The sequence below is a fragment of the Burkholderia sp. GbtcB21 genome, assembly GCF_019091065.1.
Taxonomy (GTDB): Bacteria; Pseudomonadota; Gammaproteobacteria; order Burkholderiales; family Burkholderiaceae; genus Burkholderia; species Burkholderia pyrrocinia_C.
The window spans coordinates 303,801-324,781 of the sequence record NZ_JAGXKA010000005.1; the positions used below are offsets into that span (position 1 = coordinate 303,801).

General features: G+C 66.9%; 16 protein-coding genes. 4 read left to right on the forward strand and 12 right to left on the reverse strand.

What is annotated here, in order from left to right; all coding sequences use genetic code 11:
- Positions 1 to 75 precede the first annotated feature (75 nt).
- Complete coding sequence (locus KVT39_RS14695) at positions 76 to 1,269, reverse strand: urate hydroxylase PuuD (protein ID WP_105390487.1); 1,194 nt, start codon at positions 1,267 to 1,269, stop codon at positions 76 to 78.
- 54 nt (positions 1,270 to 1,323) lie between these two features.
- Entirely contained in the window at positions 1,324 to 1,677 is a 354-nt protein-coding gene (uraH, locus tag KVT39_RS14700; protein ID WP_011352401.1) for a hydroxyisourate hydrolase, read from the reverse strand.
- 519 nt (positions 1,678 to 2,196) lie between these two features.
- Here uraH and KVT39_RS14705 point away from each other — a divergent pair.
- A complete protein-coding gene (locus KVT39_RS14705; RefSeq protein WP_105390488.1) occupies positions 2,197 to 3,609 on the forward strand; it encodes an 8-oxoguanine deaminase in 1,413 nt (470 codons plus the stop codon).
- Between the two features lie 96 nt (positions 3,610 to 3,705).
- On the opposite strand, the gene KVT39_RS14710 is transcribed toward KVT39_RS14705, so the two are convergent.
- A complete protein-coding gene (locus tag KVT39_RS14710) occupies positions 3,706 to 4,635 on the reverse strand; it encodes a LysR substrate-binding domain-containing protein (RefSeq protein ID WP_006478550.1) in 930 nt (309 codons plus the stop codon).
- 224 nt (positions 4,636 to 4,859) lie between these two features.
- Positions 4,860 to 5,069: a dodecin gene (locus KVT39_RS14715; protein ID WP_011549586.1), complete on the reverse strand. Its 210-nt coding sequence runs from the start codon at positions 5,067 to 5,069 to the stop codon at positions 4,860 to 4,862.
- 135 nt (positions 5,070 to 5,204) lie between these two features.
- On the opposite strand from KVT39_RS14715, the gene KVT39_RS14720 reads away from it, so the two are divergent.
- Positions 5,205 to 6,098 carry an NAD(P)-dependent oxidoreductase gene (locus tag KVT39_RS14720; protein ID WP_217589430.1) on the forward strand — a complete coding sequence of 298 codons (894 nt, stop codon included), beginning with the start codon at positions 5,205 to 5,207 and terminating at the stop codon, positions 6,096 to 6,098.
- A gap of 66 nt (positions 6,099 to 6,164) precedes the next feature.
- Here the strand turns inward: KVT39_RS14720 and KVT39_RS14725 are convergent, their stop codons facing one another.
- From KVT39_RS14725 to KVT39_RS14740, 4 genes are all read right to left on the reverse strand, one after another.
- A complete protein-coding gene (locus KVT39_RS14725) occupies positions 6,165 to 6,611 on the reverse strand; it encodes a hypothetical protein (RefSeq protein WP_027784713.1) in 447 nt (148 codons plus the stop codon).
- Between the two features lie 338 nt (positions 6,612 to 6,949).
- Positions 6,950 to 7,381, reverse strand: a complete 432-nt coding sequence (gene mscL, locus KVT39_RS14730) for a large conductance mechanosensitive channel protein MscL (protein WP_034181166.1) — start codon at positions 7,379 to 7,381, stop codon at positions 6,950 to 6,952.
- Between the two features lie 233 nt (positions 7,382 to 7,614).
- On the reverse strand, positions 7,615 to 8,775 hold the full coding sequence (locus tag KVT39_RS14735; protein ID WP_217589432.1) for a tetratricopeptide repeat protein: 1,161 nt from the start codon (positions 8,773 to 8,775) through the stop codon (positions 7,615 to 7,617).
- A gap of 79 nt (positions 8,776 to 8,854) precedes the next feature.
- Positions 8,855 to 9,535, reverse strand: a complete 681-nt coding sequence (locus tag KVT39_RS14740; protein WP_059233905.1) for a PspA/IM30 family protein — start codon at positions 9,533 to 9,535, stop codon at positions 8,855 to 8,857.
- A gap of 443 nt (positions 9,536 to 9,978) precedes the next feature.
- Here KVT39_RS14740 and KVT39_RS14745 point away from each other — a divergent pair, with 443 nt between their 5' ends.
- Positions 9,979 to 12,501 (forward strand): penicillin-binding protein 1A, encoded by a 2,523-nt coding sequence (locus KVT39_RS14745; RefSeq protein WP_217589434.1) that lies wholly within the window; start codon positions 9,979 to 9,981, stop codon positions 12,499 to 12,501.
- A gap of 432 nt (positions 12,502 to 12,933) precedes the next feature.
- Complete coding sequence (ltrA, locus tag KVT39_RS14750) at positions 12,934 to 14,304, forward strand: group II intron reverse transcriptase/maturase (protein ID WP_217589436.1); 1,371 nt, start codon at positions 12,934 to 12,936, stop codon at positions 14,302 to 14,304.
- 120 nt (positions 14,305 to 14,424) lie between these two features.
- Here the strand turns inward: ltrA and KVT39_RS14755 are convergent, their stop codons facing one another.
- The 4 genes from KVT39_RS14755 to mfd form a co-directional block, all read right to left on the reverse strand.
- Positions 14,425 to 14,889 (reverse strand): DUF3574 domain-containing protein, encoded by a 465-nt coding sequence (locus KVT39_RS14755; protein WP_243712426.1) that lies wholly within the window; start codon positions 14,887 to 14,889, stop codon positions 14,425 to 14,427.
- 145 nt (positions 14,890 to 15,034) lie between these two features.
- Positions 15,035 to 16,054: a threonine/serine dehydratase gene (locus KVT39_RS14760; RefSeq protein ID WP_034181170.1), complete on the reverse strand. Its 1,020-nt coding sequence runs from the start codon at positions 16,052 to 16,054 to the stop codon at positions 15,035 to 15,037.
- 60 nt (positions 16,055 to 16,114) lie between these two features.
- On the reverse strand, positions 16,115 to 17,335 hold the full coding sequence (argE, locus tag KVT39_RS14765) for an acetylornithine deacetylase (protein ID WP_034181171.1): 1,221 nt from the start codon (positions 17,333 to 17,335) through the stop codon (positions 16,115 to 16,117).
- A gap of 94 nt (positions 17,336 to 17,429) precedes the next feature.
- Positions 17,430 to 20,900 (reverse strand): transcription-repair coupling factor, encoded by a 3,471-nt coding sequence (gene mfd, locus KVT39_RS14770; protein WP_105390491.1) that lies wholly within the window; start codon positions 20,898 to 20,900, stop codon positions 17,430 to 17,432.
- Between the last annotated feature and the right edge of the window lie 81 nt (positions 20,901 to 20,981).

Below are 20,981 nucleotides of genomic sequence, written 5' to 3' on the forward strand. Positions count from 1 at the left end.
GAACACGCAAAAAAACGGGCCCGTCACCGGGCCCGCGAACGGAGAGGATGGCGCCGGCAACCGGCGCACGGCGGCTTACTTGACCGCGCCGCCCTCGAACCAGGCGGCGAGCTTCGTCCGCTCGTCGTCGGTCATGTGCGTGACGTTGCCGATCGGCATCGCCTTCAGGCGCACGGCTTGTTCGTAGATGCGCTGCGCGTTCTTCGACACTTCGTCCGGCGTATCGAACAGCACGCCCGCGGGTGCGCTGCCCATCAGCGTCGGCTTCGACGAGTGGCACTCGACGCAGCGCTGCTGCAGGATCGGCATGATGTCGTTGATCACGATCTTCGGCGCGTTGGCGGCCTGCGCTTCCGGTGCGACCGGCTTCGGCATCGTCCACACCAGCGCGCCCGACAGCAGCGCGACGCCGCCGATCGGCAGGTACCACAGCTGCTTGCCGCGGTGACGCATCACGAAGAACTGGCGGATCAGCGCGCCGGCCAGCATGATCAGCACGAGCACGATCCAGTTGAACTTGTTCGTGTACGTCATCGCATAGTGGTTCGACAGCATCGCGAACACGACGGGCAGCGTGAAGTACGTGTTGTGCACCGAGCGCTGCTTGCCGCGCTTGCCGTAGATCGGGTTCGGCTCTTCGCCCTTGAGCATCTTGTCGACCATCTTGCGCTGGCCGGGGATGATCACGAAGAACACGTTCGCCGACATGATCGTCGCGAGCATCGCGCCGACGATCAGGTACGCGGCACGGCCCGAGAAGATGTGGCAAGCGAGGTACGCCGCGACGACGACGTAGAGGCCGACGCAGATGCCGAGCACGCGGTCGTTGGTGCCGAGGAGGCGGCACAGCGAGTCGTAGACGATCCAGCCGGCTGCGAGGAAGCCGAGCGCGGATGCGACGGCGACGACCGGGCCCATGTCGAGCACGCTCTTGTCGATCAGGTAGGTGTTCGGCGCGAGCAGGTACAGCACGAAGAACAGCGAGAAGCCCGACAACCAGGTCGTGTACGACGGCCACTTCGACCAGTGCAGGTCATCCGGCATTTCCGGCGGGGCGACCGTGTACTTCTGCATGTTGTAGAAGCCGCCGCCGTGGACGTGCCACAGTTCGCCGAACACGCCGCGCTTGCGCTGGTTCGGGTCGGTCGGCGGTTTCAGGCTGTTGTCGAGCGCGACGAAATAGAACGACTCGCCGATCCACGCGATGGCGACGATGACGTGCAGCCATCGCAGCGCGAGGTTCAGCCAGTCGGTGATGAAGCCTTCCATGAAACTCCTCCAGACTCAGATCGTTTGTCTTTGATGCGGGCGCCGATGCGTATGTCAGCTGCCGCGATAGGTGCTGTACGACCACGGCGACACGAGCAGCGGCACGTGGTAGTGCGAGCCGGTGTCGGCGATGCCGAAGCGCAGCACGACGCGGTCGACGAAACGGGGTTCGGGCACCTTCACGCCGAGCGACGCGAAATAGTCGCCGGCATGGAACACGAGTTCGTATTCGCCGGCGGCGAGCGCGGCGCCTTCGAGCAGGGGTTCGTCGCAGCGGCCGTCGCTATTGGTCAGCACGGTCTTGATCGCGCGGCGCGATTCGCCGTCCAGCGCGTAGAGGTCGACCTTGATTGCGGCGCCGGGACGACCGTGCGCCGTATCGAGTACGTGGGTAGTGAGCTTTCCCATTCGTTGTGTCCTTGTGTGAATGCGAGGTTCGGCGGCGACTCGATCCATTGACTGTGCGGCGGATCGAGGCTCCACGTCACGTGGCTACATACCCGTCGGCGAGGTGAAGCGAGCGCCGTGCAGGCATTGTAAAAAGGTTCCCCGAGCAAATACGGGCGCGATATCGAAGATAATGCGCCGCGCATAAGCGGCTGTCGACGGCACGCCGGATATGGCTTTCAGCCTGCGTTTCGGGCGTCCGGCGGCAGGGCGGACCATGCGCGCGCGGCGTACCATATCGGAACCGTGAAGTGCGGTATTACGGATTGCGCATTGTGCGCCGCGCGTGCTTGGGCGATCCTCCCGCCGTGCGCGTCGGCCTGTGGCCCGCGCGTACCCCGAAGACGGCGAGCACGCCGGGTAACCGGGCCAGGGCGTTCGAACGGACGCAGGCACCGGGGCGTGCCGCGAATCAGCGTTCGAACGGCTTTGTGACCGTCCCCAGGATCAGCCCCTGGGGCCGACCGACGCGGAGAACGCATGAACCTCGAGCAGCACGCCGGCGCACACGCGCCGAACGCATCCCCATCCCGCCCGAAAACCCTGCTGGTCAAGCACGCCGACGTGCTCGTGACCATGGACGACACGCGCCGCGAATTGCGCGACGCGGGGCTCTACATCGAAGACAACCGGATCGTCGCGGTCGGCCCGACCGCCGAGCTGCCCGACACGGCCGACGAAGTGCTCGACCTGCGCGGCCACCTCGTGATCCCGGGGCTCGTGAACACGCACCACCACATGTACCAGAGCCTCACGCGCGCGGTGCCGGCCGCGCAGAACGCCGAGCTGTTCGGCTGGCTCACGAACCTGTACCGGATCTGGGCGCACCTGACGCCCGAGATGATCGAGGTGTCGACGCTCACCGCGATGGCCGAGCTGCTGCAGTCGGGCTGCACGACGTCGAGCGACCACCTGTACATCTACCCGAACGGCAGCCGGCTCGACGACAGCATCGGTGCCGCGCAGCGAATCGGCATGCGTTTTCATGCGAGCCGCGGTGCGATGAGCGTCGGCCAACGCGACGGCGGGCTGCCGCCCGATTCCGTTGTCGAACGCGAACCCGACATCCTGCGCGACACGCAGCGCCTGATCGAGACCTATCACGACGAAGGCCGCTACGCGATGCTGCGCGTGGTGGTCGCGCCATGCTCGCCGTTTTCCGTGAGCCGCGACCTGATGCGCGACGCGGCCGTGCTCGCGCGCGAGTACGGCGTGTCGCTGCACACGCACCTCGCGGAGAACGTCAACGACATCGCGTACAGCCGCGAGAAGTTCGGGATGACGCCCGCCGAATATGCGGAAGATCTCGGCTGGGTCGGCCACGACGTATGGCATGCGCATTGCGTGCAGCTCGACGATGCGGGCATCGGCCTGTTCGCGCGCACCGGCACGGGCGTCGCACACTGTCCGTGCTCGAACATGCGGCTCGCGTCGGGTATCGCGCCGGTGAAGAAGATGCGTCTCGCGGGCGTGCCGGTCGGCCTCGGCGTCGACGGCTCCGCGTCGAACGATGGCGCGCAAATGGTCGCGGAAGTGCGGCAGGCGCTGCTGCTGCAGCGAGTCGGCTTCGGGCCCGATGCGATGACCGCGCGCGAAGCGCTCGAGATCGCGACGCTCGGCGGCGCGAAGGTGCTGAACCGCGACGATATCGGCGCGCTGAAGCCCGGCATGGCTGCGGACTTCGCCGCGTTCGACCTGCGCCAGCCGCTGTTCGCGGGCGCGCTGCACGATCCGGTCGCGGCGCTGGTGTTCTGCGCGCCGTCGCAGACGGCGTACACGGTGGTGAACGGGAAGGTGGTGGTGCGGGAAGGGCGGCTGGCGGCCCTCGATCTGCCGCCCGTCATCGAGCGTCATAACGCGCTCGCGCATGCGCTGGTCGAGGCATCGCGCTGAACGAAGCCTGAAGCGATACGGTGGCCGCCTTGCCGGGCGTGCCGCCAGCCGCCGTCGCGTTGCTCCGCGCCGCGACGGCGCGGGCGGTGCGTGCGGTTACGCTTCGATCAGCGTGCGGGTGGCTTCGGCGACGAGGCTGCGCAGCCAGCGCACTTCGTCGGAGTAGTGGCAGCGCTCGTGCCACAGCTGGTAGTACTGCATCGGCGGGAAGTCGAGCGGCGCCGGCACGACCGACAGCGGCAGGAACTTCGCGTAGTGATCGGCGAACAGGCGCGTGGTCGTGAAGATCAGGTCGGACTTCACGAGCACGTACGGCGCGAGGTTGAAGTACGGCAGCGTGACGACCACATGACGCTTGAGCCGTTCGCGCGCGAGATGCACGTCGATCGCGCCGCGCTGTCCGACCGAGTACGGCGTCGGCGCGAGATGCGGCGCGTTCAGGTACTGGTCGAGCGTGAGCCCGCCGCGCTTCGCGAACGGGTGCGTGTTGCTCATCAGGCAGACGATCTCGTCGACGAACAGGTTCGACAGGTGCAGCTGCTCGGGCGGTTCGGGCCAGTTGCCGACGACGATGTCGAGCTTGCCGTCTTCCAGCGCGAGTTCGTAGTCGAACGCGGGGCCGAGCGAGTGAAACTCGAGCGTCGCGTTCGGCGCGGCCAGGCGGAAGCGCTCGACGACGGTCGGCACGAACAGCACGTTCAGGTAGTCGGGGCAGCCGATCCGGTAGCAGCGGATCGACGTGGCCGGGTCGAAGTTGTGCTGCTGGAACTTGATGCGCTCGATTTCACGCAGCGCATTCTGCACGGGCTCGAGCAGACGCAGCCCGTATTCGGTCGGCACCATGCCGGATTTGCCGCGCACCAGCAGCGGATCGCCGGTGATGTCGCGCAGGCGCCGCAGCGCGGCGCTGATCGCCGGTTGCGACTGGTTCAGTTTGACGGCCGCGCGCGTGACGCTGCGCTCCATCAACAAGGTGTGCAAGACGCGCAAGAGGTACGTGTCGATCGCCTCGCGTTGCTGACTCATGATTTCTCCAGGTTATATGGCTGGGCTGATCGAGGGGTACTGTGGGTATATCGTTTTTAATATGAACGAAAGTCAGCGTCAAGAGATGGATACCCGCACGCACCCGCCGGCCGGGCCTCGACAAGGGGCCTGAACGGGGTTGCAAGCGGGCGCGCGCGGCGCCGCGCGGAGGCGCGTGTAGTGCGACTCCGGATCGCGGCGCGGCGCGTGATGCGGCGGTTGTGTCAGTCGTCGATGCGCATGCCGACCTTCAGCGTGACCTGCCAGTGAACGACCTGGTCGCCTTCGATGTGGCCGCGCGTTTCGGTCACCTGGAACCAGTGCAGGTTGTGCAGCGTCTTGCCGGCCTTCGAGATCGCGTTGCGGATGGCGTCGTCGCTCGATTGCTGCGACGAACCGGTCAGTTCGATCAGCTTGTACACGTGGTCGCTCATGATGCGCTCCCTGGGATATCGGTCTGTATCGCCGGTGCAAGCTGCGGTCCCGAAGCGGCGCCGCGCGTGCCCGGCTTCTTGAGTGATAGGTATGATGGGCGGCAAGTGCAACCCATATCGGAGACGAGGAATATCGTGGAAGTCGGATTTTGCGGACCGGGATTGATGGGCGCGCCGATGATTCGGCATCTGCTGGCGGCCGGGCATCGGGTCAGCGTGTGGAATCGCTCGCGCGACAAGGCCGAGGCGCTCGTGAAGGGCGGCGCGCAGGTGGTCGGCACGCCGCGCGAACTGGCGGAACGCGTCGATACGGTATTCGTGTGCGTGCTCGACGGGCGTGCGGTCGGCGACGTCGTGTTCGGCGAGCACGGGCTGCTTTCCGGCGACGCGGCGGCGCGCCGCCTGCGGCGCATCGTCGATCATTCGAGCATTCCGCCTGCCGCGACGCGCGACTACGCGGCGCGCGCGGCCGCGCTCGGCGCCGGCTGGGTCGATGCGCCCGTGTCGGGCGGCGTGCCGGGCGCGCAGGCCGGCACGCTCGCGGTGATGGCCGGCGGCCGCGCGACCGATCTCGACGCGGTGCGGCCGCTGATCGGCACGTACGCGTCGCGCGTCACGCACATGGGCGACGCGGGCGCGGGCCAGACGGCGAAGCTGTGCAACCAGGCGATCGTCACCGCGACGGTGACTGCGATCGCCGAGGCCGTCGGCCTCGCGCAGGCGAGCGGCATCGACGCCGCGCGGCTGGCCGAGGCGCTGGCCGGCGGCTGGGCCGATTCGGTGCTGCTGCAGACGTTCGTGCCGCGCATGACGTCGAGCGGTCACGCGCCGATCGGCGCGCTGAGCACATTCCAGAAGGACGTCGATGCGATCGCCGACGCGGCGCGCGACACGGGGGCGGTGATGCCCGTGTCGGCCACCGTGCAGCAGGTGCTGCGGCTCGGCGCCGCGCAGGGGCTCGCCGGCGCCGATTTCGCCGCGTTCATCGATATCGTGCGGCCCGGCAACGGGCGTCGGCAGCCCGCGTGACGGGCAAGCGGCGCGCGTGAATGGCAGATGGGCCGCCCGGAGGCGGCCCATCGAATGACTGGCGGTTCAGCCGAGGGAGCGTGGTGTCGTGTCGCCGGCGTTCTGGCGACCGAGCCCGCCGCGCAGGCTCGCTTTCGTGCCTGCACCAAACTCGGGCAGGATGCGCGCGCGTGCCCGGCTCGCGAATACCAGGAAGCCGAAGCCGTTCGCTTCGTACCAGTACCCGCCGTTCTCGAGGCCGTCCAGCGGCTGCTCGAGCGCGTTGGCGATCGATTCGATGCAGCGCTTGCGCAACTCGGCGATGGCCGGATAGGGCGGCTGTGCGCCGCGCACGCTGCACAGGAGCACGTCGAGACCGGGCAGCACATGCGCGTAGAGGACGGGTTCGTCCTGCGCACGGGCGCGGGCAATCTTGGTGTCGAGCTGGGCGAAAGGTTTCGAGTGACGCAACACCGCGAGGAATGACTCCTGGCCATCCTGTTGGGCACGCCGACGTTTTTTCGGGAAGGACATAAACACTCGCCTCAAAAACAATTGCAAGAAATGCGGCACTTTCATGCGACCCACTCCCGGCTATGTACGCCGCATGTCGATCCTTTATAGCACACGAAAATGCTGCATTCGTGCAGTACGACGATCAATGTCTCCCGTCGACCTGCTCGCCATGATCGACACAGCCAGCGTCTTGGCGCCCGTACTGTCGTTTAGTCTCCATCATAGACCCGCTTTCCCCGCGCGTGCATTCGCGCGTCACAAAAAAATGAGACAGGCTGCATGCGGCGGGCGGCGCATGGCGTGCGCAATAAAAAGGCCCGCACGGGGCGGGCCTGACAGGCGGGGCGCTCAGCGGCTCAGCGCTGCTTGAGCGAATCGCGGATCTCGCGCAGCAGCACGGTGTCTTCCGGCGTCGCGGCCGGCGCGGCTTCTTCCGGCTTGCGCAGCTTGTTGATGAATTTCACCATCAGGAAAATGATGAACGCGAGGATGACGAAATTGATCGCCACGGTGATGAACGAGCCGTAGCCGAACGCGGCGACACCGGCCGTCTGCAGGTCCTTGAACGAATCGGGATTACCCTTGAACGTCGGAGGGATGGTGCCGAGCAGAACGAACTTGTTCGAGAAATCCAGGCCGCCCGTCAGCAAGCCGATGACCGGCATGATGAGGTCTTTCACGATCGAATCGACGATCTTCGAGAAGGCGCCGCCGATGATCACGCCGACGGCGAGATCCATCACGTTGCCCTTGACGGCGAACTCCTTGAATTCCTTGATGATGCTCATGAGCGGCTTTCTCCTTGTTGGTGCCAGAGGAGGCGTGCCGCGACGCGCAGGCTTGTATTGCGTCGAATGAGGGTCGGTGGCACGCCGATGGCCGCATGATAGCGAACGCTCCCCATTGCCGGTAGTCCATCTTGAAATGATTGACAAATCCGCGCGTCGGCGCGGCCGGTGATGCAGGGGAGCGTGGCGTGTGTTGCGGCGCGTCGACGGGAATGTCGACGCGCCGCGCAGGGTCAGGTGTTGTCGTCCGTCCAGCCGTCGTCGTTGCTGCCGAGATCGACGTTGCCGCTGCCGCCGTCGCTCCAGTTCGACGCGTCGCCGCGGCCGAGGTCGAAGCCCGGGTCGGCATCCTGCCGGCGGTGCTCGCCGTCGACGATCACGTCGCGTTCGACCACGCGCTCGCGGCCGCCGGACATCGCCTCGCCGAGCAGCACGCCGGTCAGCAGCCCGCCCATCCCGCCGCCGAAACCGCCGCCGCCTTGCTGGATCACGACGGGCGGCTGCTGTTGCGGGTAGGGCTGTTGCGGATACGGCTGGCCCTGCGCGCCCGTCATGCGATCGGCTTCCTGCGCGTACACGGAGCCGCTGCCGTTCGCCGGCGGCGCGGGTTGCGCGGCCGGATCGGGTCGGCCTTCGACGCGTGCCTTCACGCTCGCGTGACGCTGCTCGAGTTCGTCGACCTGATACGGCGGCACCGGATTCTTGCCGTTCGCCAGCGCCTCGACGAGCGTGCGCGCGTCGGTCTCGATCGCTTCGAGTTCGCCCATCAGCGCCGCGGCGCCGGGCGCCGCCGACAGCTTCGCGTCGAGTTTCAGCGGACGGATGTCGTTCAGTACGTCGGTCGCACGCTTGAGCTGCGTGCGGCGTTCGTCGTCGGCGCGGCTGTTGTCGGCCGTGCGCGCGCGCCGCAGCGTCCAGCGCAGCACCAGCGCGATCACCGCGACGATCAGCCCGAGGCCGATCCACATGCCGGTCGACGGGCCGTGTTTTTCGGCCGGCACGACGGCGGGCGCGAGCGACGGCTGCAGCGTGCCGGCCTGTGTGGCCGACGGCGCGTTGCCGCTCACGCGCGCGGCGTCCGCACGAATGCGCGACTCCGTCTGCGCGAAGCGCGACGCGTCGGTGAAGCGCAGTTGCGGATCGAGCGACTTCGCACGCTGCAGCTGCGCGAGCGCGTCGGGCGCGCGGCCTTCGCGGTCCAGCACCTGCGCATACAGGTAGCGCGCGTGCGCGTTGTTCGGATGGGCGTCGATGACTTGCGACAGCTGCGTGTCGGCTTGTTGCCAGTTGCGCTGGGCGATCGACTGCTCGACCTGTTGCAGCGACGGTACCGCAAACGCGGCGGACGACAGCAGCATCAGCGAGAGGCCGAGTGCGGCGAGAGATTTCTTCATGGTCGAACCGGGCGCAGGCGCCCGTCTCCTGACGATCGGTTCGCGCCGCGTGCCCGGGCGGGCCGCGGCGCGGTTGCCGTTACTGCGCGGGCGTGTCGAGCTGCTTCTTCAGCGCGGCGAGGCGATCCTCGACCGACGGGCCCTTGTTCAGTGCGGCGAGCTTGTCGTCGAGCGCCTTGCCGCTCGACGTGTCGGCCGAATTGAGGCGCGCGTCCGAGCGTGCGTTCTGCAGTGCGACCTTGTCCTCGAGCTTCTGGAAGTCCTCGGACAGGTTCTTGCCGCCGATGCCGCCCAGGGCGCTGGCCGCGACATCCTTCGCCTGCGCGATTTCCTGCTTGGCCTGCAGGATGTTCGAGCGCGCGTTCAGGTCGTTGCGGCGCTGGCGCATGTCGGCGATCTGCCCCTTCAGCTTGTCGACCGACGGTTCGAGCGTCGTCAGCTCGGCCGCGAGCGCGTCGCGCTCGGCTTCCGCGTTCGACTGTGCGGCCAGTGCCTCGCGTGCGAGCGCTTCGTCGCCGGACTGCAGCGCGCGCTTCGCGCCGTCTTCGTACTTCTTTACCTTGTCGTCGGCCGCATCGCGCTTGCTGCGCTGGGTCGCGACCTGCGCCTCGATCTCGATCAGCGAATTTTCGGCACGACCGATGCTGTCGTCGAGCTCCCGCACGATCTGCCGTGCGTCGCGCGACGGATCCTGTACCGAATCGGCCGCATCGTTCAGCAGGCCTTTGATCGTGCGCGAAACAGAGTCGAAAAGCGACATGAAATCCTCCGTGGTTGAAAGGCGCCGCGTAACCGCGGCAATGCCCGCCGCGTGCTGGTTGCAACCCGCGTGAGCCGGCGGATATTACACCACCGGTTCACTTAAATACGGCTTAAACGCGTGAGTTCAAGTGGCTTGCGTATCGGGATGACAAACCTTTCGCGATTGAAAGAAAATCGGCCGCGCGCACCATATTGCGTGTCCATGATAGGCCGAGGATGCCGACAATACGTTCCGCAAATCACGGCGTTGCGGGAATTTTTACAAAAAATCGCGAAGGCACCCGGTCGATTTCATTAAAATGCGCTGTCACGTCGCGGGAACGGATCGCCGCGCGGCGGGGTCTGTCGACGTGACAGTCGCATCTCGATGCACCCGCTCTGATCCATCCGCTTGCATTTCCGCATGCGTCCGAGGGCGCCACGTACGCCCGCCATTCCGACATGCCAATTATCAAACGACCACCTTCTTCTTCCGACAGGAACGAACCCCACTACACGCTGCGCCGTTCACCGTCCGGAGCCTATTACCCCGATGACGACGATCGCGACCATCGCGACGACGGCCGCCGCGCACAGCGCAGCGGCGGCGGGGGGCGTCGAACGTTCGGTTCGCGCGTCGCGCTGTGGTTCGCCGGCCTGTTCGCCACGCTGGCGATCGTCGGTGCGTTGATCGTCGGCTACGCGCTGGTCGTGATGGCGCCGCAACTGCCGTCGCTCGATGCGCTGACCAACTACCAGCCGAAGGTGCCGCTGCGCGTGTTCACGGCCGATCACGTGCTGATCGGCGAGTTCGGCGAGGAGCGCCGCAGCCTGGTGCGCTTCCAGGACATTCCGGACGTGATGAAGAAGGCGGTGCTCGCGATCGAGGACTACCGCTTCTACGAGCACGGCGGCGTCGATTTCGTCGGCATCCTGCGGGCGGGCGTCGCCGACCTGATGCACGGCGGCGCCCGCCAGGGCGCGAGCACGATCACGATGCAGGTCGCGCGCAACTTCTTCCTGTCGAGCGAGAAGACCTACACGCGCAAGATCTACGAGATGCTGCTCGCGTACAAGATCGAGAAGGCCCTGACGAAGGACCAGATCCTCGAGCTGTACATGAACCAGATCTATCTCGGCCAGCGTTCGTACGGCTTCGCGGCCGCCGCGCGGGTCTATTTCGGCAAGGACCTGAAGGACATCACGCTCGCGGAAGCGGCGATGCTCGCGGGGCTGCCGAAGGCGCCGTCCGCGTACAACCCGGTCGTGAATCCGAAGCGCGCGAAGGTGCGCCAGGAATACATCCTGAAGCGCATGCTCGAGGTCGGCTACATCACGCAGCCGCAGTACGACGCGGCCGTGAAGGAAGAGATCCACGTGCGCACGCCGGGCAACCAGTACGCGGTGCACGGCGAATACGTCGCCGAGATGGTGCGGCAGATGATGTACCAGCAGTACAAGGACGAAACCTACACGCGCGGGCTGACCGTCACGACGACGATCAACTCGGCCGACCAGGAAGCCGCGTACCAGGCCGTGCGTCGCGGCATTCTCGACTACGAGCGCCGCCACGGCTATCGCGGGCCGGAAGCGTCGATCAACCTGCCCGCGGCCGGCGACGACCGCGACGAGGCGATCGACGATGCGCTCGCCGATCACCCGGACAACGGCGACCTGCAGTCGGCGGTCGTGCTGTCGGCCTCGCCGAACGCGGTCGAGGTGCAGTTCGTCGGCGGCGCGACGACGACGATCGGCCCGGCCGGGCTGCGCTTCGTGTCGGGCGCGCTCGGCCCCCGCGCGAACAACGCGCTGCGCATCAAGCCGGGCTCGATCGTGCGCGTGCTGAAGGACGGCAAGGCGGGCTGGCAGGTCGTGCAGCTGCCGCAGGTCGAAGGCGCGCTCGTCGCGATCGCGCCGCAGGACGGCGCGATCCGCTCGCTCGTCGGCGGCTTCGACTTCAACAAGAGCAAGTTCAACCACGTGACGCAGGCATGGCGGCAGCCGGGCTCGTCGTTCAAGCCGTTCATCTATTCGGCATCGCTCGACAAGGGCCTCGGGCCGGCGACGATCATCAACGACGCGCCGCTGTACTTCCCGCCGAGCGTGCCGGGCGGCACCGCGTGGGAGCCGAAGGACGACGACCAGCCGGACGGCCCGATGACGATGCGCACCGGCCTGCAGCGCTCGAAGAACCTCGTGTCGATCCGGATCCTCGCATCGATCGGCACGCAGTATGCGCAGCAGTACGTGACGCAGCGCTTCGGCTTCGATCCCGCGAAGACGCCGCCGTACCTGCCGATGGCGCTCGGTGCGGGCCTCGTGACGCCGCTGCAGCTCGCGACCGGCTACGCGGTGTTCGCGAACGGCGGCTACAAGGTCGATCCGTACCTGATCGCCGAAGTCGACGACGCGCGCGGCCAGGCACTGCAGAAGTCGCAGCCGGTGATCGCGGGCAGCACCGCGCCGCGCACGATCGAAGGACGCAACGCGTACGTGATGAACAGCCTGCTGCATACGGTCGCGACGGCCGGCACGGGCGCGGGCACCAACGCACTGGGCCGCAGCGATCTGCAAGGCAAGACGGGTACGACGAACGACGCGAAGGACGGCTGGTTCGCCGGCTACCAGCAGTCGCTCGTCGCGGTCGCGTGGATGGGCTTCGACCAGCCGAAGAGCCTCGGCAGCCGCGAATTCGGCGCGCAGCTCGCGCTGCCGATCTGGGTGAACTACATGCGCACCGCGCTGAACGGCGTGCCGGAGCAGCAGATGCCGATGCCGGACGGCCTGACCTCGCTCGACGGCGAGCTGTACTACGCCGATCGCACGCCGGGCAACGGCTTCGTCGGGAACGTCGACATCAATCCGGCCGAGAACGCGATCAGCGCGAACGACGCACTCGGCTCGGCGGGCGCGGCAGGGCTCACGCCGCCGCCCGTCACGGCGCAGGAGAAGCAGCAGATCATGGACATGTTCGAGAGCAAGTAAGCGGTACGCCGCTGTTCCGGCATGCGACGGGCGCCTTCGGGCGCCCGTTTTTTGTGCGCCCAGCATGGGCGCACTCCTGCGGGTGTAAGTCCCGCCGTAAGTTGGTCACAACGAACGAAGTGAAGCGCAACTGCATGAGGGTGACCGAGTGTGGGAAGGAAGCGTGGAGCGTAAATCGTGAGCCGATGGACAAGAACCGTATAGAAGGCATTGCTGAGCAGGGCGAGCGGGCAAAAGACCGCGAAGCTCTTGTGACCAAGGCGAGGCGATGTAAATACGGCGGTTGTGCGATGAAGGAGTGCGTTCTTACCTGGGGAGACCTTGCCTTACGTCTGAAAGGGCGACGGTGACGAGCCGGAGCAAGGAGTCAGCAGAGGCCATAGTAGCCGCTAGCCAGGGCGAAGGGCCGAACGAGTAGGAGAGTGATCGGTCATGTCGTTCGAACGAGCAAGGCATCAGAAGTCCGGGGAACCGGAGCGAATCGCGGAGAGGCGAGGTGAAGCTTCGCCGGACGCGGGGCGCGATGAAGCACGTGCGGCACGGCGAGAATCCGAAAGCTCAGGACGGGAGGAACTGCTAGTGCAGGCCCTCTCGACCACGAACATGGTGTTGGCATGGAAACGTGTCAAAGCCAATCGTGGCAGTGCAGGGGTTGATGGAAGGACGATTACCGAAACGGCGAAATACCTGAAGACGCACTGGCCGCGGATTCGGAAGGAAATACAAGACGGAAGCTACCGGCCTCAGGCCGTGCGGCGCGTCGAGATTCCGAAGCCCGACGGTGGAGTGCGAGAACTGGGGATTCCGACGGTGACGGATCGTCTGATTCAGCAAGCCCTTCTGCAAGTCCTGCAACCGTTGATTGATCCCGGCTTCTCCGAACACAGCTACGGCTTCCGGCCGGGCCGTCGAGCGCGTGACGCGGTGCTGATGGCACAAAGTCACGTGCGGGACGGGTACGACGTAGTCGTCGATGTGGATCTGGAAAAGTTCTTCGATCGAGTCAATCACGACGTTCTGATGGAACGGCTATCAAGGCGAATCGAGGATAAAGCCGTCCTTCGGTTGATCCGTCGATACCTCACGGCCGGGGTCATGGACGACGGGATTACCAAGGAGCGATTCGAGGGCACGCCGCAAGGCGGTCCGCTATCGCCCCTCTTGGCGAACGTGTTGCTGGACGAGGTGGATCGAGAGTTGGAGCGGCGCGGGCACCGGTTCGTGCGCTATGCCGACGACTGCAATGTTTACGTACGCAGTCGGCGCGCGGGGGAACGCGTACTGGATGGATTACGCTGCCTCTACTCTGCTCTACGCTTGAAGGTCAACGAGTCCAAAACGGCGGTCGCACCAGCGACGGGCCGAAAGTTCTTGGGGTACGAGTTGTGGCGTGACCCAAGTGGCCAGGTCAAATGTGCGGTTTCGTTAAAGGCGCACGCAGCCTTCAAGCAGCGTATCCGGGAGATCACGCGTCGGTCTGGCGGCAGCAGCATGCCGTCCGTGGTGGAGCGACTACGGCAATACGTGCCGGGGTGGAAGGCGTACTTCCAACTGGCACAAACACCGAAGGTGTTCCGCCGACTGGACGAATGGATCAGACACCGGCTGCGTGCACTGCAGCTCAAGCACTGGCGTCGGGGCACAACAGTCTATAGAGAACTACTAGCGCTGGGCGCGTCGGAATCGGCGGCGCGGAAGGCCGCTGGTCATAGCCGCCGATGGTGGCACACCAGCGGGCGGGCGCTGCACCTCGTGCTCTCCACTGGTTACTTCGACCGCCTCGGCGTACCCCGACTCTCATAGCCTCAACTACTCGAACCCCCCGGTGCGGACCCGCACGCCGGGTGGTGTGGGAGGGGAACGGTCAGGCTTCTGACCGCCCCTATCCCGATCTGTGCGCTGCCGGTAGCGGGAGACGCGGAATCAGAACGACGCGCAGGCCGGCGCGAACGTGATGCCGACCGACTCCTGATGGAACCGCTCCGCGTACGCGTGCCGGATCGCGGCGAGCCGCGCGTGCGTGTCGGGCGTATCGTCGGCGATGATACGGATCACGAAGCTGTCTTCGCGTGTGATGTTGCCGGTCGCGCGGTCGCGCCACTGGCCGTGCGTGTCCCAGTACGTGAGGCCGTCGGGGAAACGCGGCGTGACGGTGTCGGCGAGGAACGCGGCGCGTTCCGCATCGGTGACGGGGCCGCGCCCCGCGATGTCGCGCCCGAACAGCAGGTCGGCCTGCAACATGCGGCTCGCGCCCGGCTGCGTGCAGGCCGGCTGCGCGCCGGCGACGGGCGAGGGTGGTGCCGCGCAACCGGCGAGCAGCGCAATCGCCGCGGCGGCGATCAGCGGCCGCGCGCGGCGCCGCCAGATTGCAGCCCATAGCGACCGCATTTGCTCATTTCGCGTCCGACGACCTTCGTGCGCGCAAAACGCTGCGCGCTCAACCACTTGCATGCTTGTTCGGCGGGTTATCAACAGGGCTGTCAACATAATCTGGGGATAACCCTAGGTCGGTTCGCCGGCGCCCGGCGTGTGGTCAGTGCTGCAGTTTCGCGTGCGCGAGATGCATGCCGAGCGTGCCGGGGTCGGTGTTCGTGCCCGACAGCAGCACGCCGACGCGCTTGCCCTGCAGCGTTTCGCGCAGCGGGCCGAGCAGCGCGGCGAGTGCGGCTGCGCAAGCCGGTTCGACCGACAGCTTCAGGTGCGAGAACAGGAACAGCATCGCGGCGCGCAGCGCGTCGTCGGACACGGTCACGATGCGGTCGACGTGGCGCCGGCACAGCTGGTAGCTGTATTCCTCGGTATGCGGCGCCATCAGCGAATCCGCGATCGTCTGCATCGCACTCATCTTGATCGTGTGATTCGCCGCGAAGCTGCGGCTCATCGCGTCGGCGCCTTCCGGCTCGACGCCATACACGTGCACGCGCGGATTCGCGAGCCGCAGCGCGGTCGCCATGCCGGCCGCGAGCCCGCCGCCGCCGATCGGCACGATCACCGCATCGAGGTCGGGTGTCTGCGTCGCCCATTCGTAGCCGAGCGTCGCGGTGCCGAGGATCGTGTGATAGCCGTTGAACGGATGGATGAAGAAGCGGCCTTCCTCGGCCTCGATCCGCCGCACGAGATCGAACGCCTGCGATGCGCTGCCCGCGAGCACGACTTCCGCGCGGTACTGCTTGCACTGCGCGATGCGCGTCGGGCTCGCGGTATGGAACATCACGACCTTCGCGCTGCTGCCGAGCCGCATTGCCGCATACGCGACGGCCGCCGCATGATTGCCGGCCGACACGCAGGTGACGCCGGCATCCTTGCGTGCCTCGTCGAGCGCGAGCAGGTGCGTGAATGCGCCGCGCGCCTTGAAGCTGCCGCTCACCTGCAGCAGTTCGAACTTGAAGTTGACGTGCGTGCCCTCGAGGGACGGCAGGTCGGCGCGTTCGAACACGGGCGTGCGCGCGACCCAGGGCGACAACGCGAAATGCTGCGCGGCGATTTCGTCGAGCGTCGGAATCGGCTCGCCGTCGATCGTCGTATGGGCAGTGCCCTGCTGTTCAGTCGACATGACGTGGCGGGTGGCGGAGTGGGCCGGCCCGCACACGCGGGCCGGCGTGGCGGGAGGCAGTCAGTGCGCGTCGACCGACATGCTGCGGATGAACTTGCGCAGGAACTGCTCGCAGCCGGCGAGCTGCGCGAGCTCGACATATTCGTTCGGCTTGTGGGCCTGCTCGATGTTGCCGGGCCCGCACACGACGCTCGGGATGCCCGCGCGTTCGAACAGGCCGGCTTCGGTGCCGTACGCGACCTTGCGCTTGTCCTGGTCGGCGGTCAATGCGCGCACGAGCTGCGTGATCGCGGCCTGTTCGGTCGCGTCGAGGCCGGGCGCCGCGGCGATCTTCGAGAACTCGATCGCGGCATTCGGATGCTCGCGAAGCATCTGCGGCAGCAGCGTTTCCTGCGCATATGCTTCGATGCGCGTGAAGATCTGCTCGGGATCGAGCGTCGGCAGGTTGCGGAACTCGAAGTCGAACCGGCATTCGGCCGGCACCGTGTTGATCGCGTTGCCGCCCTGGATCGTGCTCGTTTGCGCGGTCGTGAACGGCACGTCGTACAGCTCGTCGAACGGGCCTTCGGCGCGGAAGCGCTCGGCGATGTCGCGGATGTGGCAGATGAGGCGCGCCGCGTACTCGATCGCGTTGAGCCCCTTCGGCGTCAGCGACGAATGCGCCGCGTGGCCGCGCACGCAGCAGCGGTACGCGTTGATGCCCTTGTGCGCGATGATCGGCCGCATGCTGGTCGGCTCACCGACGATGCAGCCGGACGGCTGCACGCCGCGCTTGACGAGGTCGGCGATCATCAGCGGCGCGCCCGCGCAGCCGATTTCCTCGTCGTAGGACAGCGCGAAATGGATCGGCTTCGCGAGCTTCGTCGCCTGCATCTCGGGCAACAGCGCGAGCGCCGTGCCGATGAAGCCCTTCATGTCGCAGGTGCCGCGGCCGTACAGGCGGCCGTCGCGGATTTCCGGTGCAAACGGGTTGCTGTCCCATTGCTGGCCGTCGACCGGCACGACGTCGGTATGCCCGGACAGCACGATGCCGCCGTTGGTCGAGCCGTCGTGCGCGGGCACCGTCGCGAACAGGTTTGCCCAGCCTTCGCGCGGATCGTGCGTGATCGTCGAGGCGATGCCTTTCGCGGCGAGCGCGTCGCGCACCGTTTCGATCAGGCCGAGATTCGGCACGCGGCTCGTCGTGTCCATCGACACCAGTTGCTTGACCCACGGCAGACTGACCAGCGATGCGTCGCCTTGGGTTGCGGCGGACGGCGCCGTCGCGTCGAGAGTGGACATGGCAAAACTCCGTCTGATGAATGGGAAAATCATACTCAAAAACGCGCCGGCCCGCCTGCGCCGGGCGCGGTGCGGTGCAGCATCGCCGCGGCCCTCAGCGCACCGCGGCGGCCGCTCCCTGCTTCGGCGCGAGCGCGCGCAGCGTTTCCTTGATCGTCGACACGCGGATCGCGAGATCGGGCGAGCGCGTCTCGATGCGCAGCTTGTCCTGGCCCGCGAGCTTGATGTGCCGGTGCTTCTGCACCATGTCGATGATCCGCATCGGATCGATCGGCGGATTCGGCTCGAACTGCAGCCCGATCGCGGCTTCGCTCGCGTCGATCTTCACGATGCCGAGCGGCTTCGCGGCGATGCGCAGCCGGTGCGTCTCGACGAGTGCGTGCGCCTGCGGCGGCAGCTTGCCGAAGCGGTCGATCAGTTCCTCCTGGATGCCGTCGATCGCGTCGCCGTGCTCGCAGTTCGCGAGACGCTTGTACAGCGACAGCCGCTCCTGCACGTCCGCGCAGTAGTCGGCCGGCAGGATCGCGGGCGCATGCAGGTTGATTTCCGTCGTCGCGGCCAGCGGCGCGGTGAGGTCGGGCTCCTTGCCGTTCTTCAGCGCCTTCACCGCGTCGTTCAGCATGTCCGTATAAAGCTGGAAGCCGATCTCGTGGATCTCGCCCGACTGCTTGTCGCCGAGCACTTCGCCGGTGCCGCGGATCTCGAGGTCGTGCATCGCGAGATAGAAGCCCGAGCCGAGTTCCTCCATCTGCTGGATCGCTTCCAGCCGGCGCTGCGCCTGCTTGGTCAGTGCCTGCGGATCGTGGACCAGCAGGTACGCATAGGCCTGGTGATGCGAGCGGCCGACGCGGCCGCGCAACTGGTGGAGCTGCGCGAGGCCGAACTTGTCCGAGCGGTGCATGATGATCGTGTTCGCGCTCGGCACGTCGATGCCGGTCTCGATGATGGTCGTGCACAGCAGCACGTTCGCGCGCTGCGCGACGAAATCGCGCATCACGCGCTCGAGCTCGCGCTCGTGCATCTGGCCGTGCGCGATCACGATGCGCGCCTCGGGCACGAGCTCCTCGAGCATTGCCCTGCGGTTCTCGATCGTCTCGACCTCGTTGTGCAGGAAGTACACCTGGCCGCCGCGCTTCAGCTCGCGCAGCATCGCCTCGCGGATCACGCTTTCCTCCTCGCGGCGCACGAAGGTCTTGATCGCGAGCCGCTTCTGCGGCGCGGTCGCGATCACCGAGAAATCGCGCAGCCCTTCGAGCGCCATCCCGAGCGTGCGCGGGATCGGCGTCGCGGTGAGCGTCAGCACGTCGACTTCCGCGCGCAGCGCCTTCAGCGCTTCCTTCTGGCGCACGCCGAAACGGTGTTCCTCGTCGATGATCACGAGGCCGAGGCGCTTGAACTGCACGTCCGACGACAGCAGCTTGTGCGTGCCGATCACGATGTCGACGCTGCCTTCGTTGATCTGCGCGATCGCCGCGTTGACTTCCTTCGTGGTCTTGAAGCGCGACAGCTCGACGATCCGCACCGGCCAGTCCGCGAAGCGGTCGACGAAGGTCTGCGTGTGCTGCTCGGCGAGCAGCGTGGTCGGCGACAGCAGCGCGACCTGCTTGCCGCCCATCACCGCGATGAACGCGGCGCGCAGCGCGACCTCGGTCTTGCCGAAGCCGACGTCGCCGCACACGAGGCGATCCATCGGCTTGCCGCTCGTCATGTCGCCGATCACGGCCGCGATCGCGGCAGCCTGGTCGGGCGTTTCCTCGAAGCCGAAGCTTTCCGCGAATTTCACGTAGTCGCGCGGGTCGAGCGCGAACGCGTGGCCTTCGCGGGCCGCGCGGCGCGCGTACAGGTTCAGCAGCTCGGCGGCCGTATCGCGGATCTGCTGCGCGGCCTTGCGCTTCGCGCGCTCCCACTGGCCGGAGCCGAGCGCGTGCAGCGGCGCGCTGTCGGGATCGGCGCCGCTGTAGCGCGAGATCACGTGCAATTGCGAGACGGGCACGTAGAGCTTGCTGTCGCCCGAGTATTCCAGATGCAGGAATTCGGTTTCGCCTTCGCCGAGATCCATCGACACGAGGCCCATGTAGCGGCCGATGCCGTGCTGCGCGTGGACGACCGGGTCGCCGACCTTCAGCTCCGAAAGGTCGCGCACCATCGCGTCGACGTTGCTGGCCTGTTCCTGCCGGCGACGGCCCGCGCGGCGGCCGAGCGCGCCGTACAGCTCGGTCTCGGTGACGATCGCGTAGCCTTCGCCCGGCACCGCGAAGCCGCTCGACAGCGGCGCGACGCCGAGCGCGAAGCGTTCGTCGCTCGCGAGCCAGCCGGCGAAATGGTCGTTCGACACCGGCCGCAGATGGTGCTCGGCGAGCAACTGCAGGATCGTCTCGCGGCGGCCGGCCGATTCGACGGTCAGCAGCACGCGCTTGCCCGACGATTCGACGAACGTACGCAGCGACGCGAGCGGATCGTCGGAATGCCGGTCGACGGTGAGTTCGGGCAGCGCGGTCGCCCAGCCGCCGGCCGGTTGCGCGGGCAGCACGACGCGTGCGAACGGCTTCGCGAACGCGAAGAAATCCTCGTCGGACAGGAACAGGCGCTGCGGCTCCAGGATCGGCCGCTCGCGATCGTGCGACAGGAACGCGTGGCGCTGCTTCGTATCGGCCGTGAAGCGGCGGATCGACGCTTCGAGATCGCCGGTGAACACGAGGTGCGCGTCCTGCGGCAGGTAGTGGAACAGCGTGGCCGTTTCGTCGAAGAACAGCGGCAGGTAATACTCGATGCCGGCCGACGGCACGCCGTTGCCGATGTCCTTGTAGATCGGCGCGCGGCTCGGGTCGCCTTCGAAGGTCTCGCGCCAGCGGCTGCGGAAGGCCGTGCGCGCGGCTTCGTCGAACGGGAACTCGCGGCCGGGCAAGAGGCGCACGTCGCGCACCGGGTAGAGGCTGCGCTGCGTGTCGGGGTCGAACGCGCGGATCGAGTCGACCTGGTCGTCGAACAGGTCGATCCGGTACGGCAGCGGCGAGCCCATCGGGTACAGGTCGATCAGCGAGCCGCGCACGCAGTATTCGCCGGGCCGCACGACCTGGCTCACGTGCTCGTAGCCGGCCAGCGTGAGCTGCGCCTTCAGCTTCGCCTCGTCGAGCCTTTCGCCCTGCGCGAACGCGAACGTGTACGCGGCCATGAACGACGCAGGCGGCATCCGGTACAGCGCGGTGGTGGCGGGCACGAGCAGGATGTCGCAGCGGCCTTCGCCGAGGTCGTGCAGCGTCGCGAGCCGCTCGGACACGAGGTCCTGGTGCGGCGAGAACGTGTCGTACGGCAGCGTTTCCCAGTCCGGCAGCAGGCGTACGCGCGCATCGGGCGAGAAGTAGCGGATTTCCTGCGAGAGCCGCTGCGCGTCGACCGCGTTCGCACAGATCACCGCGAGGAGCGGCACGTCCCGGCGGTTGTCGGCGAGATAACGGGCGATGGCGAGCGCGTCGGCGGAACCGTGCGCGCCGTCGAAGGCAAAGCGCTGGCCGGGTTTGACGCGGGCAACGGGCGAGGCGGACAGGGTGGAAGCGTTATCTGGCATAGGGACGGCAGGGGTGGCGTGCACGGGCGCATCGCGGTGCGCCGGTCGAGACGAAAGACCTATTATAAAATCCGCTTCTCG